Annotated in this window: 16 protein-coding genes; 6 read left to right on the top strand and 10 right to left on the bottom strand. The window is 68.2% G+C overall.

All coding sequences use genetic code 11. The features are described 5' to 3' along the window. Positions 1-42 precede the first annotated feature (42 nt). Both J2X06_RS13080 and J2X06_RS13075 read left to right on the top strand, forming a co-directional pair. A complete protein-coding gene (locus tag J2X06_RS13080) occupies positions 43-1,038 on the top strand; it encodes an XdhC family protein (RefSeq protein WP_310063097.1) in 996 nt (331 codons plus the stop codon). Continuing rightward, positions 1,035-1,661, top strand: coding sequence for a nucleotidyltransferase family protein (locus J2X06_RS13075; protein ID WP_310063095.1), 627 nt, complete (start codon positions 1,035-1,037; stop codon positions 1,659-1,661). The genes J2X06_RS13080 and J2X06_RS13075 overlap by 4 nt, the downstream gene beginning before the upstream one ends. A 97-nt stretch (positions 1,662-1,758) precedes the next feature. On the opposite strand, the gene J2X06_RS13070 is transcribed toward J2X06_RS13075, so the two are convergent. The 4 genes from J2X06_RS13070 to J2X06_RS13055 form a co-directional block, all read right to left on the bottom strand. Beyond that, positions 1,759-2,937 (bottom strand): ABC transporter permease, encoded by a 1,179-nt coding sequence (locus J2X06_RS13070; protein WP_310063093.1) that lies wholly within the window; start codon positions 2,935-2,937, stop codon positions 1,759-1,761. 11 nt (positions 2,938-2,948) lie between these two features. Next, entirely contained in the window at positions 2,949-4,106 is a 1,158-nt protein-coding gene (locus tag J2X06_RS13065; protein WP_310063091.1) for an ABC transporter permease, read from the bottom strand. Between the two features lie 28 nt (positions 4,107-4,134). Then, positions 4,135-4,815, bottom strand: coding sequence for an ABC transporter ATP-binding protein (locus tag J2X06_RS13060; protein ID WP_430539600.1), 681 nt, complete (start codon positions 4,813-4,815; stop codon positions 4,135-4,137). 88 nt (positions 4,816-4,903) lie between these two features. Further along, positions 4,904-6,133 carry an efflux RND transporter periplasmic adaptor subunit gene (locus J2X06_RS13055; RefSeq protein ID WP_310063086.1) on the bottom strand — a complete coding sequence of 410 codons (1,230 nt, stop codon included), beginning with the start codon at positions 6,131-6,133 and terminating at the stop codon, positions 4,904-4,906. Between the two features lie 228 nt (positions 6,134-6,361). Between J2X06_RS13055 and J2X06_RS13050 the strand changes: the two genes are divergently transcribed. The 4 genes from J2X06_RS13050 (at position 6,362) to J2X06_RS13035 (ending at position 10,023) form a co-directional block, all read left to right on the top strand. Next, positions 6,362-7,258 (top strand): ABC transporter ATP-binding protein, encoded by an 897-nt coding sequence (locus J2X06_RS13050; RefSeq protein WP_310063084.1) that lies wholly within the window; start codon positions 6,362-6,364, stop codon positions 7,256-7,258. Continuing rightward, positions 7,258-8,040 (top strand): ABC transporter permease, encoded by a 783-nt coding sequence (locus J2X06_RS13045; protein WP_310063082.1) that lies wholly within the window; start codon positions 7,258-7,260, stop codon positions 8,038-8,040. The genes J2X06_RS13050 and J2X06_RS13045 overlap by 1 nt, the downstream gene beginning before the upstream one ends. Positions 8,041-8,114: 74 nt before the next feature. Beyond that, positions 8,115-9,341: a sensor histidine kinase gene (locus tag J2X06_RS13040; RefSeq protein ID WP_310063080.1), complete on the top strand. Its 1,227-nt coding sequence runs from the start codon at positions 8,115-8,117 to the stop codon at positions 9,339-9,341. A 64-nt stretch (positions 9,342-9,405) separates the two neighbouring features. After that, positions 9,406-10,023 carry a response regulator transcription factor gene (locus J2X06_RS13035; protein WP_310063079.1) on the top strand — a complete coding sequence of 206 codons (618 nt, stop codon included), beginning with the start codon at positions 9,406-9,408 and terminating at the stop codon, positions 10,021-10,023. Positions 10,024-10,156: 133 nt separating this feature from the next. Here J2X06_RS13035 and J2X06_RS13030 read toward each other — a convergent pair whose 3' ends face one another. The 6 genes from J2X06_RS13030 to J2X06_RS13005 form a co-directional block, all read right to left on the bottom strand. Continuing rightward, on the bottom strand, positions 10,157-11,545 hold the full coding sequence (locus J2X06_RS13030; RefSeq protein ID WP_310063077.1) for a leucyl aminopeptidase family protein: 1,389 nt from the start codon (positions 11,543-11,545) through the stop codon (positions 10,157-10,159). Further along, positions 11,542-12,288, bottom strand: coding sequence for an HAD family hydrolase (locus J2X06_RS13025; RefSeq protein WP_310063076.1), 747 nt, complete (start codon positions 12,286-12,288; stop codon positions 11,542-11,544). Before J2X06_RS13025 ends, J2X06_RS13030 begins: the two co-directional genes overlap by 4 nt. 222 nt (positions 12,289-12,510) lie before the next feature. Further along, complete coding sequence (locus J2X06_RS13020; protein ID WP_430539599.1) at positions 12,511-13,626, bottom strand: AI-2E family transporter; 1,116 nt, start codon at positions 13,624-13,626, stop codon at positions 12,511-12,513. Next, positions 13,626-14,030 (bottom strand): hypothetical protein, encoded by a 405-nt coding sequence (locus tag J2X06_RS13015; protein WP_310063073.1) that lies wholly within the window; start codon positions 14,028-14,030, stop codon positions 13,626-13,628. Before J2X06_RS13015 ends, J2X06_RS13020 begins: the two co-directional genes overlap by 1 nt. Before the next feature lie 7 nt (positions 14,031-14,037). Further along, a complete protein-coding gene (locus J2X06_RS13010; protein ID WP_310063072.1) occupies positions 14,038-14,592 on the bottom strand; it encodes a phage holin family protein in 555 nt (184 codons plus the stop codon). Between the two features lie 6 nt (positions 14,593-14,598). Further along, positions 14,599-14,964: a hypothetical protein gene (locus J2X06_RS13005; RefSeq protein ID WP_310063071.1), complete on the bottom strand. Its 366-nt coding sequence runs from the start codon at positions 14,962-14,964 to the stop codon at positions 14,599-14,601. Between the last annotated feature and the right edge of the window lie 10 nt (positions 14,965-14,974).

Genomic DNA, 14,974 nt, shown 5'->3' with positions numbered 1-14,974 from the left:
TAGACTCGCCTCCGGATCTCCCGAATTGCCAACGGGATCGCGATGGACACCCTGACCGCCGCCCGCTCGTCATTACCCGCTGCGCCCGGCGGCGTTCGCGCCGTGCTCGAGGCGGCGGCGCGGGGCGGTGCCGACGCGACGCTCGCACTGGTGGTCGAGACGGAGGGCTCCACCTACGTGCGCCCCGGCGCGGTCGCGCTGTTCGGCGCAGAGGGGGGAGCGGAGCAGGTGGGCTGGCTCAGCGGTGGCTGTCTCGAACCGGAGATCGCACGACGCGCAGCGGAGGCGGCTGCCAAGGGCCGCATCGAATGGCTGGATATCGATACGCGCGACGATGAGGACCTGTTCGCCGGCTCGGCCGTGGGCTGTCGCGGCCGGCTGCACCTGGCGCTGCTGCCGCTGGCCGCCATGTCCGGCTGGCAAGCACTGCTGCCGGCCTGGCGCGAGGGCGCGGGCGCGTTGCGCTGGGACATCGATACCGATGGCGTGGTGGCATGCACCGTGGCGGGCGCATCGCGGCATTGGCGGCTTGCCACGTCACGACGCGAAGACCCGGAGCACCGCGCCTGGCAGCGGGAGCTGCCATCGCCACCGGCCGTGCTGGTGTTCGGCGCAGGGCCGGAGACGCCGACGCTGGTGCCCTGGCTGCGCCGCATGGGCTGGATGACCACTGTGGTCGAGCGACGTCCGCGCTGGAGCGCATTGGCAGCACTGGCCGATACGCCGGTCAGCGAATCGCCGCAGGCGGCACTGTCCGGCCAGATACGGCGTTTCGATGCCGCGCTGGTGATGCATCACCATTTCGAACTGGACCGCGAGGCGCTGCAGGCGCTGGCAGGTTCGGACATCGGTTACATCGGCCTGCTCGGTCCGGCGCGACGGCGTGAAGACCTGTTCCGCGTGTTGCCCGGCACCACGCGCGCGGCATTTCAGTCGCGCCTGCACTCTCCGGTCGGACTCGACCTGGGCGGGCAGGGGCCGGAGGCCATCGCGCTGAGCATCGTCGCGCAGTTGCATGCGTATCGGCAGCAGCCATGACATATCTGACGGGCGCACATGCCGCGATCGTGTTGGCGGCCGGCGGAAGTCTTCGCCTTGGACGGCCGAAACAGCTGCTGGTCCGCGACGGCGAAACACTGATCCATCGCGCTGTGCGCCTGGCCACGGACACCACGCCGGTGCGGCTGGTGGTGGTGCTGGGCGCGCACCGGGCTGTCATCAGCGCAAGCTGCGCCGACCTGCACGCGGAATACCTGCACAACACCCAATGGCGCAGCGGTCTGGCTGGCAGTCTGCGCCGCGCCGCCGCCGCGTTGGCCGATCATGCCGGTCCGGTGCTGGTACTGGCTTGCGACCAGCCAGCACTGGAGCTGGCGCACCTGCGCCGCCTGCTCGACGGCGCCGCCATCGCCGGATCGCGGTGTGCGGCGACGCGGCAGGGCGAGGTGTTCGGCATTCCGGCGGTCATCACCTCGACCATGCTGCAGCGGGCAGGAGAACTCAGCGGCAACCTCGGATTTGGCCGCCAGCTGCGCGCGCTGCCGGCCAGCGAGTTGTCGTCGCTGGATGCGCCGGAGCTGCAGTTAGATGTCGATTCGGAAGACGACGTGCGTGAGGCGATCGCGCGCGGATGGCTGGATGCTTCGAACGTGGCGTCGTGATCGACCGGCGTCGTGATCGACTTGAACCCCGCCAGGAAAACAGGCCGCGATCGCTCGCGGCCTGTTCGACGACACCTGCAAGAGACTGCCTTGTCGCCTATCCCGCGCGCAGGGCCGTCGTCACCGGCATGCGCGCGGCGCGCCAGGCCGGAAGCAAACCACCGAAGAAACCGATGACCAACGCGATCACCAGTCCCATGATCACCAGCGCCGGCGTGACCTTGAAGGCGAATACCACCTGGGTGAAGTTCTCGCCCAGCGTGGATACCGAGAAGTTGTTGAACAGCAGATAGGCGATCACTGCGCCCAGAATGCCGCCGACCAGTGCCAGGAACAGCGACTCGATCATCACCGACACCAGCACGGGCATGCCGCCAAACCCGATCGCCCGCAGCGTGGCGATCTCCTTGCTGCGCGTGGCCACCGCGGCGTACATGGTGTTGAGCGCGGCGAAGATCGCACCCAGCGCCATGATCAGGGTGACGACACCGGCGAGGAAACCGATCTGCTTGCGGAAGTTCTTGGTCTGCCCGCTGAAGTACTCCAGTTGGCTCTTCACGTCCACGGTCAGGCGCGGATCGGACTTCAGGTTGTCCTGCAGCGTCTTCAGGCCGTTGGCGCCGTCCAGTCCGACCAGCACGGAGCTGTAGCCGCCGCGGTTGAACGTCGACTGCGCGACCTCCGCATCCGTCCACAGTTCGCTGTCGTAGGCATCGCCGGATTCGAACACGCCGACCACGGTCCAGTCCGAGCCACGCATGCGCACGATCTTGCCCAGTTCCGCGCCCTGGAACTGGCGGGTGACGCCACGGCCGACGATCAGCTCGCGCAGGCCGGTCTGGAACTTGCGGCCCCCGACGATCTTCAGTTGCGGACGCAGGGCGAACGCATTGGGTTCGACGCCGCGCACGGTGATGTTGGCGCCGTTCTTCTCATCGCCCTGGCGCACCAGTTCCGCGATCACGATCATCTCGGCCGATGCCAGCGGCCTGCCGTCGGCGCCCTTGCGGATTCCCGGTGCCTGCTTGATCAGTGTGGCCGAATCGCGGCCGAGGCCGGAGTTGAGTTCGGCGTCCGAACCGCCGCGCAGGACGATTGCGTTGTCGGGCCTGCCGGTGGACGCGAGCGTTTTCTCGAAACCGGTGGCCATCGCCAGCAGCGCGGTGAACACGGCGACCACGCCGGCGAGGCCGACGACGATCACCAGCGACGAGGCCCAGCGTTCGGGGATGCTCTTGAGGTTCAGGCCGGTAATGGCGGTGATTTGACTCAGCATGGTGGTTCTCCTCAGCGTCCGGCCAGTGCGTCGACGATCTTCAGGCGGCGCGCGCGCAGCGCCGGCAGCAGGCCTACGGCCAGGCTCATCAGCACGATCGCGATCAGGCCGGTCGTCCACACCCAACCGTTCACGCTCAGCGCGAATTGCCCGCCCGTGCCCTTCGACACCATCGCCCCCAGCAGGGTGGCGATGCTCATGCCGACCACGCCGCCAAACAGGCACAGCGCCGCGGCTTCAGCCAGGACGAAACCGAGCACGGTGCCGTCGGAGAAGCCCAGGGTCTTGAGCACCGCCAGTTCGGGAATGCGTTCGCGCACGCTCTGCGCCATGGTGTTTCCGACCACGAGCAGCAGGGTGAAGAACACCGCGAACAGGATCCAGCGAACGATCATGCCGATGTCGCCGATCTGCTTGATGAAGCCGACGTTGAAGTCCTTCTCGGTCTGGGTCTTGGTCTCGTCCGGTGAGTTTTCGAACATCTTGTCGACGGTGCTGCTGATCTTCGCGCCGTCCGCCCCGCTGGCGAGCTCGAGCATGAAGAAGTTGGTGCGGCCGCTGCTGAACTGGTTGGCCTCGTCGAAATAGTCGTGGCTGATGAAGACCGTGTTGGTCTGCTTCTGCCAGTTCTCGTCGCTGCCGTCGTAGATGCCGACCAGGTCGAAGGCCCAGGCCTTGCTGCCGTTCTTCTGCGGGTAGATGTTGGAGCGGATCGGGATCTTCTGCCCGATCTTCCAGCCGTACTGGTTGGCGACGTTGCGGCCGGCGATCATCGCGGTGCGGGTGTTGGCGAAGGCCTTCCATTGCGCCTCGGGCATCACCCACTCGGGGTAGACGTCGTGCTGGCGCTGCGGATCGACGGCGAAGACGAACAGGGGCGTGTTCTCCTGCCAAACGCCTCCGAACCACTGCATGTGCGCCACGCGCGCCACGCCGGGAACTGCTTCCAGCTTGGGCAGCATGCTCAGCGGCAGGGGCTGGGTGAACGACACGCGCGCCTGGGTCACCAGACGGGTCGCGCCGATGAAGTCGGCGCCGGCATCGAAGATGTGGTTCACCGACTGCAGCAGGCCGAACAGCAGGAAGGCCATGATCACCGACAGCAACGTCAGGATCGTGCGGGTCTTCTTGCGGAACAGGTTGGCGAAAACGAATCCGGTCTTGGTCATGGAATGATCCTCCGGCGACGGGCGCGCATCACGCGCTCACGGCCTGTTCGGCGAGGCGGCCCTTGTCCAGATGCAGGGTTCGCTTGGCGTACCCGGCGGCGAGCGGATCGTGGGTGACCATGACGATGGTCTTCCCGTGCTCGCGATTCAGCGCCTGGAGCAGCTTGAGGATCTCGTCGGCGGTCGTGCGATCCAGGTCGCCCGTCGGCTCGTCGCAAACCAGCAGGTTGGGATCGGAGACGATCGCGCGGGCGATCGCCACACGCTGTTCCTGGCCGCCGGAAAGTTCGCGCGGCTTGTGCTTGGCGCGATCGGCCAGGCCCACGACCTGCAGCGCGACCTGCACGCTCTTCTTGCGCTGCGCCGACGACAGCTTGGTCAGCAGCAGCGGCAGTTCGACATTGCCCTCGGCGGTGAGCACCGGCATGAGGTTGTAGAACTGGAACACAAAGCCGACGTTGTGGCTGCGCCAGCGGGCAAGCTGCCCGCCGTGCATGTGGTCGATGCGCTCGCCGCCCACGCTGATCTCGCCGGAAGACGGTGTGTCCAACCCACCGATCAGATTGAGCAACGTGGTCTTTCCGGAACCGGAAGGGCCCATCAGCGCGACGAAATCGCCCTGCGGAACGTCGAGGCTCAAACCATGCAGGACTTCGACCTTCTGCTTGCCGCGCTCGTACGACTTGGTGACGTTGCGGATCTGGATCATGGCGTTATCGCTCATCGCTGGCCTCGTTAGGGGGTCCGTGGTGCGCTGGGGTGTTTGAAAAGGACGGCGCTTGTTCCTGCCTGCCGCATCACTTGCTCTCGGCCACGCGCACGGTGTCGCCGTCTTTCAGCGTGGGAGGGGCTTCGACAATGACCTGCTCGCCGGCGCTTACGCCGGCAAGGACCTGGCGGTTCTCGCCCATGGCCGGGCCGAGGCGGACCGCCCGGCGTTCGGCCTTGTCCTCGCGCAACGCGAAGACGATGTCCTGTTCCCCGTCCTTGCGCAGCGCCGCGACCGGGACCTGCGTCCTCGGCGCGGCCTGTTCGGCGACGGGCTTGCCCTGCTCGAGGAAGGAGACGCGAACCCCCATGTCCGGCACGATGCGCGGATCGCGGGACTTCAGCGCGATGCGCACCTTGACCGTGGCCTTGGCCCGATCGGCGGTGGGGATGATCGCGATGACCTCGGCCGGAATCCGCCAGTCCGGATAAGCGTTCAACACGGCTTCCACCGGCATCTTGGACTGGACGCGTCCGATATACGCCTCGCTCACGTCGACCTCGATCTCCAGCGAATCCATGTCGACAATGGTGCCGATGCCGGTGCGCGTGAAACCACCGGTGGCCAGCGGCGAGACGATTTCGCCCGGCTGCGCGGCCTTGGCGGTGACCACGCCGGCGAACGGCGCGCGCACGATGGTGTTGTCGACGCCCAGTTCGGCGATGTGCAGGCGATTGCCGGCGACCTTTGCGTTGCGCTGCGAGGTGATGAGCTGCGCACGCAGCGAATCGCGCGCGGCCACCGCTTCGTCGTACTGTGCCTTGGACACCAGTTGCTGCGCGACCAGCTGGGAGAGACGCGAGGCGTTGGCTTCGGCCTCGGACAGTTGCGCGCGCACGCTCTCGACCTGGCTGGACGCGGCGCCTTCCTGGGCGGTGGCGAGCGAGCGCTCGGCATCGGCATCGATCGGATCGAGCGTGGCCATGACCTGGCCGGCCTCGACCTTCTGGCCTTCCTCGATCATCACCTCGCGCACCTTGCCGGTGATCTTGGCCGACACCGTGGCCATGCGCCGCGCGACGACATAGCCGGTCGCGTCGAGCACGGATGCGCTGGAGCCACCGTTGCCGATGGTCGTCACCGGGGCGGTCTTGACTTCCAGCGCGCTGTCGCGCCCGAACAACGCCCAGCCGGCAACGCCCAGCAACACGGCCGCGCCGATACTGGCCAGCGCAATCCACAGCCCGCGCCGCGACGGCGTCTCGGGCGGGGCCTTGCGGTCGATGCGGAGTTCCTTCAGCAGATCAGAGTTGTTCATCGACATCCGAGACGATGGAAAGGGGGAGAAGTGTGGCCGGGGGTTGAAGCGGCGGGTGGCCGGAACTCACTGTCAACGCCAGATCCGGCACAGCGACAGGGCAAAGCGTATGCCATCGCCCCCGCCCGGTCACCTGATGCTTGTCATGTGAAGGGCCTGACGCCTGCTACTGCCCCGCCGCACGATGGAAACCGAAGATCGCTCCACCGATCACGATGGAGCGAGGCGATGAGCGTTGAGCATGCAGTGCTGGCGAGGTTGGACCGGGTACGCAAGTCCTATGGAAAGGTCGAGGCACTCGCGGGCGTGGAGCTCAAGGTGCGCGGCGGGCAGATGCTGGCCCTGCTGGGCCCCAACGGCGCGGGCAAGAGCACGGCGATCGGGCTGCTGCTAGGCCTGGACCACGCGGATGCCGGCGCCGTGTCGCTGTTCGGCCAGTCGCCCCACGCGTTGCAGGCGCGCCGTCGGATCGGCGTGATGCTGCAGAGTGCCGGCATTCCCGAGACGCTCAAGGTATCGGAGTTACTGGAGTTGACCCGCAGCTACTACCCGCAGCCGCGCAGCGTCGCCGACTGCGTGGCGCTGGCCGGCCTGGACGGGCTGCTCGGCCGGCGCTACGGCCAGCTTTCCGGCGGCCAGCAACGACGGGTGCAGTTCGCGCTCGCGCTGTGCGGGCGCCCGGACCTGTTGTTCCTCGACGAACCCACCACCGGCCTCGACATCGAGGCGCGCCAGACCCTGTGGCGTGCAATACGCGAGCTGGTCGCGCAAGGCTGCGGCGTGCTGCTGACGACGCATTACCTGGAAGAAGCCGAAGCGCTGGCCGACCGCGTCGTGGTGCTCAACCGCGGTCGCGTGATCGCGGAAGGCTCCGTCGACCAGATCCGCAACCACCTGGCGCAACGGCGCATTCGCTGCGTCAGCGCGCTGACACCCGAGCAGATCGGCATGTGGCCGCACGTGCGTACCGCGCAGCGCGTCGCCGACCGCATCGAGATCGTCGCCGACAGCGCCGAGGCCGTCGTGCGCCGCCTGCTTGCCGAAGACGCCGGCCTGAGCGAGCTGGAAGTCCAGCGCGCCGGGCTGGCGGACGCCTTCATCGAACTCACCCGCGAGGCCGCCTGATGAACGCCACCGTCGCCACTTCTTCTTCGTCGTCGCATTCGCCGCTGCGCAGCTACCTGTTGGAGACGCGTTGCGAGTTCATGCGCATGTTGCGCACGCCATCGTTCTCAATCCCCACGTTGGCTTTCCCCGTGCTGTTCTACCTGCTGTTCGGCGTGCTGCTGGGTTCGCGCGGCGGCGCACAGGCCGGTACCTACCTGTTCGCCAGCTACGGCGTGTTCGGTGTGATGGCGCCCGGGCTGTTCGGCTTTGGTGTCGGTATCGCGATGGATCGCGAGCGCGGCTTCATGAAGCTCAAGCAGGCCATGCCCGCACCTCCCGGGGCCACGCTGATGGCGCGCATGCTCATGGCGATCGTGTTCGCCGCGCTCATCGTCGCCGAGGTCACCGTCATCGCCTTGTCGCTGGGCGGCGTGCAGCTGAGCGTGGCGCAGGTGGCGCTGCTGTTCGTGGTCGACGTGCTCGGCGTGTTGCCGTTCTGCGCGATCGGCTTGTGGGTGGGGAGCCTGGCGGGCGGCCAGGGCGCGCCCGCGCTGGTCAACCTGATCTACCTGCCGATGGCGTTCCTGTCCGGGTTGTGGATGCCCTTGCATGTGCTGCCGCCGATCTTCGCCAAGATCGCGCCGGTGTGGCCGGCCTGGCACCTGGGCCAGCTCGCGCTGAAGGTGGTCGGTCGCGACTCCGGCGGTGCGGCGTGGATGCACGTGCTGGTGCTGGCCGCGATGGCGGTGGTCTTCTTCCTGCTCGCTCGTCGACGCCTGGCCGCGGGAGCGCATGCATGAATCCGCGCGTAGGCAAGTCTCTGGCAACGCCGCGCTCGGGTACAGTGTCGGCGACGCGCCCCGGAGGCAACGCCATGTGGCGATTCCTTAAGCCAAAGTTGTTGCGCTGGCGAGCCCGGCTGATCCCGGACTCGCTGGGCCTGGGCTGGACACCGATCTACACGCTGGGTTACCTGGTATTCCTGTTCCTGCCCGCGATGCTGAGCTGGCTGGGCGATGTCCAAGGTGCGTGGAACGGACCGCCGGCGCTGCTGTGGCCGACGATCCTGTCTGTCGTGGTGTTCCTGCCGCTGTATTTCGTCGGTTATCGCGACGCCGGGCTGCGCCAGCTGGCCTGCATGCTGGGCATCGCGGCTGTCGGTTACGCGCTGCTGCCGTTCAATCCCTTCGCCAACACCTACCTGATCTACGCGGCGGGGTTTGCCGCGACGCTGGGCGGGCCTCTGTGGAGGCGGATGGCGTGGTTGTCGGCGATGCTGGGCGTGATGCTGCTGGAAGTCCTGCTGCTGCGCTATCCGGTGTTCGTGTTCCTGATCACTGTGATCGTCGCGGTGGCGGTGTTCTTCGGCAACCACCACTTCCTGGAAAGCACGCGCAAGCGCGCCGAGCTCAAGCTCTCGCACGACGAGATCCGTCGCCTGGCCGCGCTGGCCGAGCGCGAGCGCATCGGCCGCGACCTGCACGACCTGCTCGGCCACACGCTGTCGTTGGTGGCGTTGAAGTCCGAACTGGCCGGCAAGCTGGTCGACCGCGATCCGGCCGCCGCGCGCCGCGAACTGTTCGAGGTGTCCCGCGTGGCGCGCGAAGCGCTGCACCAGGTGCGCAGCGCGGTCACCGGCATCCGTGCCGCCGGCCTGGCCGCCGAACTGGCTTCGGCACGGCTGCTGCTGGAATCGGACGGCGTGTTGTTCGAGTACGAGCTGGCGCCGGTGGTATTGCCGCCAACGGTCGAGACGGTGCTGGCGATGACGCTGCGCGAAGCGGTGACCAACATCCAGCGCCACGCCCGTGCCCGCAACGCCCGCACGCGGCTGTCCGTCGAGGAGGACGAGGCGGTGTTGCGGATCGAGGACGATGGCCGCGGCGGTGCGATCGCGCCGGGCAATGGCCTGTCCGGCATGCGCGAACGCATCGAGGCGCTGGGCGGCCGGTTGCGCGTGGATTCGACGCCCGGTCGCGGCACCTGCCTGCAGGCGCATCTGCCGATGCATGTGGAATCGTCAAGGCAGGACGCGCCGGCGCCGGGAACGCAGACGGACGAAGCGGCACCGCGCGTGTCCGTGCCGCCCGCGGCGGCGTGAGCCGGCGCCCTGTCGGCGCGCCGGGTGCTAACGTGTCCGCGGCGTCGTACCGGGATGATGGGTGATGATCGGAGTGCTGCTGGCGGAAGACCAGGCGATGGTGCTCGGCGCACTGTCGGCGCTGCTCAAGCTGGAGTCCGACATCGACGTGCTCGGCACGGCCGCCGACGGCGAGAGCGCCTGGCGCGAACTGCAGCGCCTGGGCAACGACGGCCGCACTCCCGACGTGCTGGTCACCGACATCGAGATGCCGGGCCTGAGCGGCCTGGAACTGGCGCAGCGCGTGCAGCGCCACGGCCTGCCGACGCGGGTCATCATCGTCACCACCTTCGCGCGTGCCGGCTTCCTGCGCCGCGCTCTGGAAGCGGGGGCGTGCGGCTATCTGCTCAAGGATTCGCCGGCCGAGCAGCTGGCCGAGGCGATCCGCCAGGTGCATCGCGGCGGCCGCGCCATCGATCCGCAACTCGCGCTCGATGCCTGGGGCGAAGCCGATCCACTCAACGATCGTGAGCGACAGGTGTTGCGCCTTGCCGGCGAGGGACTGACCGCGGGCGAGATCGCCGCGCAACTGAACCTGTCGCAGGGAACGGTGCGCAATTACCTGTCCGAGTCGATCGGCAAGCTCGGCGTGGGCAACCGCATCGAGGCGTATCGTCTGGCGCGGCAGAAGGGCTGGTTGTAGCGGACATCGCATTGCCGGCCGCATGAGCCGTCATCCCCGCAGGCGGGGACACCTGCGGGGCGCGACATTCAAACGGACGGGCGGTTTCCCGCCTTCGCGGGAATGAAGATCAACCCTTCTTCGCCGGAGACGATCAAGCCCCGGCTTGTGCCTTCAGCAGCGCATACGCCGAGCGCAGTCCCTGCGCCTCGCCGCCCACCGGACGGCCCGGGCGGTCGTTGTCGTTCCACGCATAGACGTCCAGGTGCGCCCAACTCTGATCCGAGGGGACGAAGCCTTCCAGGTAGATCGCGGCGGTGATGCTGCCCGCCATCCGCGACGGGCCGCCGTTGGCGATGTCCGCGACGGTGCTGGTGAGATAACGCAGGTACGGACGCCACAGCGGCATGCGCCACAGCGGGTCGCGCAGCTGCACGCCGGCTTCGAGCCAGCGCAGAGCGACGGACTCGTCGTTGCTGTACAGCGCCGGCAGATCGGGGCCGAGCGCGATGCGCGCCGCGCCGGTCAGCGTGGCGAAGTCGAGGAGCAGCGCCGGCTTCTGCTCGGCGGCGTAGGTCAGCGCGTCGCACAGGATCACGCGGCCTTCGGCATCGGTGTTGTCGATCTCCACCGACAGGCCCTGGCGGGTGGCGACCACTTCGCCGGGCCGGAACGCGTTGGGACCGATGGCGTTTTCGACGGCGGGCACCAGCAGCGTGATGCGCAGCGGCAGCTTGCGCTCCATCACCAGCTCGGCCAGCGCGATCGCATGCGCGGCGCCGCCCATGTCCTTCTTCATGTTGCGCATGCCATCGGCCGGCTTGATGTCCAGGCCGCCGGTGTCGAAGCACACGCCCTTGCCGACGATGGCGACGTGCGGGTGTGCGTCATCGCCCCAATGCAGCGCGATCAGGCGCGGCGCGCGATGGCTGGCGCGGCCGACCGCGTGGATCGCCGGGAAGTTGTGCGTGAGCAGGTCATCGCCGCTCACGACATCGATCCTGGCGCCGAAGCGCTCGGCAATCTCGCACACCACCTGTTCGAGCTGGTCTGGCCCCATGTGCTCGGTCGGCGTGTTGACCAGGTCGCGCACGCGCAGGCTGGCCGACAGCTGCGCGAGCATGTCGTCGTCGAAGCTGGCCAGTTGCAGTTGCGCCGGTGCGCGCAGCGGCTGCCGGTAGCGGTTGAAGCGATAGCTGCCCAGACCCCAGCCGAGCTGCAGCGCCGCCAATTCGTCGGCGGAGAGCGTCGCGGCCGGCGTCCACGTGCGCGCGGGCAATGCGTACGGGGCATGTCCGTAGGAATACGGGTCGAGTGGGTCGGCCACGCCGATCACCGCCGCGGCGGCCCCGCTGTCGCCGGGCAGCATCAGCGCCGTGACGGGTGAGCCATCGAAGCCGTGCGCATCGATCCAGGCCTGCAGGGTGCTGCCCTGCGCCGCGCGCCAGTCGGCGAAGCTCGCTCGGGTGACCACGTGCAGCGGCAGGGCATCGGTGGCGTTGACGATCAGGCCAGGCGGCAGGCTTCGGGGTGGCAGGCTCATGCGGCGGCGGTATCCGGTTGGACGTTGCTGTGCAGGTGGTTGGCTGGATCGGCCGCATCCAGCCAGTCGGCCAGCGCGCCAAGGGTGGTGAATTCGAGATCGGGACGGATCGAGTCGTGAGGCCAGGCGTGGCCTTCGCGGTTGAGCCAGCAACTGCGCAGGCCAGCGCGATGGGCGCCGAGCACGTCCATGTCGATGTCGTCGCCGACGTGCAGGACATCAGCCGGGCTCATCGCCAGCTGCGTGCAGGCCGCATGGAAGATGCTCGCGGCGGGCTTGGGCGTGCCGTGCTCGCGCGCGCCGAGCTGGAAGGCGAAGTGGTGGTGCACGCCGATGCGCGCCAGGTCGGCGTTGCCGTTGCTGATCGCCGCCAGCTGCACGCGCGCGGCCAGTCGCTCCAGGGCGGGCAGGGCGTCGGGGTAGAACTCGACGCGGTTGCGTTCGGCATAGAAGGTTTCAAACGCGGCCTCGGCGTGCAGCAGCGGGTCGTCGCCGCTGAGTTCCATCGCCCGCACCAGGCTCAGCCTGCGCAACTGGCTGAAGTCGTGCGACAGGTCGGGGCGCTCGGTGTAGACGGCTTCGCGCAGGGCGCGCATCGCTTCGATCGGAAACCGCTGCGCCGTACGCGGGCAGTGTTGCAGCAGCCAGTCGTGCAGCACCTGTTCGACCCGGGCCCCGATCGGCGCAAAGGGCCACAAGGTGTCGTCGAGGTCGAGGGTGATGGCGCGTATGGGGAAATACATCGCGGCATTTTAGCGGGTTTCGGGGGATGGCTCGGGTTGACGGCCTTCACAGCCGGTAGGCCCGCGAAGGTGTGAATTCACCTTGCTGAGCCTGAAGGGTCTTGATCGTCATTCCGGCGAAGGCGGGAATCCATCGATACGGAGGGCTGTGAGGCAACAACAGGATCCCGGCTTTCGCCGGGATGACGGTGAGGGACGGTGACCTTTTCGGGCAGGTGCCGATCACTCCAGCAGCCGCGCCCACCCGTCCATGCCTTCCAGCCGCGCCAGCACCAGCTTCACGCACACCAGCAACGGCACTGCCAGCAGCAGTCCGATGATGCCCCACAACCAGCCGAACACCATCAGCGCCAGGATCAGCACCAGCGGCGACAGGCGCATCTGTCGACCCAGCACGATCGGCGTGATCAACTGCCCCTCGATGGTGTGCAGCAGCAGGTACACGCCGGCCGGCAACACCGAAGGCAACAACTCGTCGAAGGTGACGAAGCCCATCAGCAGCATGATCAGGATGCCGATAAGCGGGCCGACATAGGGCGCGAAGTTGAGGATCGCCGCCATCGTGCCCCACAGCAGCGCCTCCTGCACCGGCACGCCCAGCCAGTACAGCGCGCCGGCCAGCGCCAGGCCCAGCAGTGTGTTGATGATGGTGATGGTCAGCACGTAGCGCGAGATCTCGCGCTCGATCGAATACAGGATGTCCACGGTCAGCTTCTTCTGCTGGCGCGTGGGAAACAGCGCGATCGCGTTGCGCTGCAGCGACTCGCCATAAACCATGAAGAAGAACGTCAGCAGCACCACCGCCAGCACCGAGGCGATGCGCCGCGGCGTCGCGGTCAGCGCCTTGTAAGGTTCGTTGACCTCGGTGCGCACCACCTGCACCGGCTTGCTGCTGGTTTCGCCTCCGGCGGCGCGGGCGATGTTCTGCGCCGCGCGGTTGGCGTCCTGCATCGGCTTGGTCATCTCGCGCAGCTTCGGCGCGACCTGTTTCATCTCGCGCGGCACCTGCCGGATCCATTCGCCGGCCGGCTCGACCAGCTGGCTGCCCAGTAATCCGCCGGCCGCCAGTCCACCGGCCAGCACCAGCACCGCGCCGAGGTAGCGCGGCACCCACACCCGCTGCAGGCCGCGGATGATCGGGTTGCCGACCAGGGCGAAGAACATCGCCAGCAGGATCGGCAGCACCAGCGCCTGCGCGGCCCACAGCGTGTAGACGACGGCCAGCGTGGCCATCAGCACCATGGCGGTACTGGCGCGGGGCCGTGGCGTGGTCGTCGGCGCCGGTTCGTCGCCGCTCGTGTCGCGGTCGGGGAGGTCTTCGTGGGGGCGTGGTTCGATCAAGGCTCGATCGGTTCGGAAGCGGCGGCGCGTGCAGCTTGCATCTCCCGCTCCGCGCGCGCCAGCGCTTCGGCGTCGGGATCGGCCACCTGCGCTGCCTGTTGTGCGCTGCCTGCGGCCTGCTCGGCCTGGCTGGCGGCGGCTTGCGCGCTGCCGCCGGCGAACAGGCCCGACACCATCGACACCAGTTGCATCAGGCCGCCGCTCTTGCCGACGGCACGCAGCGGCTCGGCGCGACCGATCATGAAACCGCTCACCAGTCCGGCGATGACGATGCGACCGGGCGTCCAGGCGTCCAGCCACGAACGTTTGAGCTGGCGCAGGTCGGCGGCCACGCTGCGTTCGTGTGCTTCCAGCGCGGTCTCGGCCTGTTTCACCTTGGCAATGAGCTGCTCGAAGCGCATGCCGTGCTCAGGGCGGAGTGATGTCGACGCCGCGCCGGTCCTTCGGCGGCCCGTGGTTCTCGCTGCGGTCGCGCTCTTCGTGCGCGGCACGGCGCGCCGATTCGGCCGAATCGGCGCTGGGCATGAAGTCGGACAGCTCGCCGATGCCCAGCCGGGCCAGTTGTCGCCGCGTCGCCTTCAGCCGGGTGTAGTCGAAGTAATGCACCGCGCGCCACCCGGCATATGCGGTGACGGCCAGGCTGAGCGCCGCGCCGACCAGGATCGACGCCTGCCACGACAGCCCAACACTGTTGAGCACGATCACCAGCGTCGCCACCAGCAGCAGCCAGGCCGAAGCGCCGGCGGCGATCGCCACGCCGACGAAGGCGAGCGTGCGCCCCATCGCGCTGCGGGCCAGCGACATGTCCGCGGCCAGCAGGCTGCGCAGCGACTTGGCGGCGTCGGCGGCGGCCGCCACGCTGGCGCGCCCGGCCGCGCTGACTTCGCGCACCGAATCGGCGAGGTCCGGCGTGGGCCGCGGCTTGTCGGCCCGGTCGTCGTGGTCGCCTTCTGGCGGGCTCATGTCGGCTTATTCGCTGCTGCTGCCGCGGGTGAGCTTGGCGATGATCCAGCCGGCGGCGAAGGCGACGCCGAAAGATGCCAGCGGACGTTCGCGAATGAGGTCGGCCGCGCTCTCGACCAGGTCGCGGCCCTTGTCCATCAGCGCATCGACCTGCTCGCGCGCCACGCCTCCGGCCGATTCGGCCGCGGCGATGCCCGACAGCGCGCTGTCGGCCAGATCGGCTTTGACATTGGCCCTGCCGATCTTGAGTTCTTCGCCTGCCGCCGCCGCCGCGCCGCGCACGGCGTCGCCGGCGTCACTGGCGGCCTGCTTGAGATGTCCGCCGGCCTCGCCGAGGTGGGTCTTCATGCCGTCGCTGGGGGTGGGATTCATCAGGATTCCT

The sequence above is a fragment of the Lysobacter niastensis genome (assembly GCF_031457115.1).
GTDB classification, from domain to species: Bacteria; Pseudomonadota; Gammaproteobacteria; order Xanthomonadales; family Xanthomonadaceae; genus Lysobacter_J; species Lysobacter_J niastensis_A.
This window is presented reverse-complemented; position numbering and strand designations above follow the sequence as displayed.

What these genes read in the sequence shown, in the direction of transcription:
- J2X06_RS13030 (WP_310063077.1), bottom strand. Translation starts at nt 11,545, where the DNA reads ATGAGCCTGCCACCCCGAAGCCTGCCGCCTGGCCTGATCGTCAACGCC.
- J2X06_RS13045 (WP_310063082.1), top strand. Translation starts at nt 7,258, where the DNA reads ATGAACGCCACCGTCGCCACTTCTTCTTCGTCGTCGCATTCGCCGCTG.
- J2X06_RS13080 (WP_310063097.1), top strand. Translation starts at nt 43, where the DNA reads ATGGACACCCTGACCGCCGCCCGCTCGTCATTACCCGCTGCGCCCGGC.
- J2X06_RS13075 (WP_310063095.1), top strand. Translation starts at nt 1,035, where the DNA reads ATGACATATCTGACGGGCGCACATGCCGCGATCGTGTTGGCGGCCGGC.
- J2X06_RS13055 (WP_310063086.1), bottom strand. Translation starts at nt 6,133, where the DNA reads ATGAACAACTCTGATCTGCTGAAGGAACTCCGCATCGACCGCAAGGCC.
- J2X06_RS13070 (WP_310063093.1), bottom strand. Translation starts at nt 2,937, where the DNA reads ATGCTGAGTCAAATCACCGCCATTACCGGCCTGAACCTCAAGAGCATC.
- J2X06_RS13015 (WP_310063073.1), bottom strand. Translation starts at nt 14,030, where the DNA reads ATGCGCTTCGAGCAGCTCATTGCCAAGGTGAAACAGGCCGAGACCGCG.
- J2X06_RS13040 (WP_310063080.1), top strand. Translation starts at nt 8,115, where the DNA reads ATGTGGCGATTCCTTAAGCCAAAGTTGTTGCGCTGGCGAGCCCGGCTG.
- J2X06_RS13050 (WP_310063084.1), top strand. Translation starts at nt 6,362, where the DNA reads ATGAGCGTTGAGCATGCAGTGCTGGCGAGGTTGGACCGGGTACGCAAG.
- J2X06_RS13010 (WP_310063072.1), bottom strand. Translation starts at nt 14,592, where the DNA reads ATGAGCCCGCCAGAAGGCGACCACGACGACCGGGCCGACAAGCCGCGG.
- J2X06_RS13060 (WP_430539600.1), bottom strand. Translation starts at nt 4,815, where the DNA reads ATGATCCAGATCCGCAACGTCACCAAGTCGTACGAGCGCGGCAAGCAG.
- J2X06_RS13005 (WP_310063071.1), bottom strand. Translation starts at nt 14,964, where the DNA reads ATGAATCCCACCCCCAGCGACGGCATGAAGACCCACCTCGGCGAGGCC.
- J2X06_RS13025 (WP_310063076.1), bottom strand. Translation starts at nt 12,288, where the DNA reads ATGTATTTCCCCATACGCGCCATCACCCTCGACCTCGACGACACCTTG.
- J2X06_RS13065 (WP_310063091.1), bottom strand. Translation starts at nt 4,106, where the DNA reads ATGACCAAGACCGGATTCGTTTTCGCCAACCTGTTCCGCAAGAAGACC.
- J2X06_RS13035 (WP_310063079.1), top strand. Translation starts at nt 9,406, where the DNA reads ATGATCGGAGTGCTGCTGGCGGAAGACCAGGCGATGGTGCTCGGCGCA.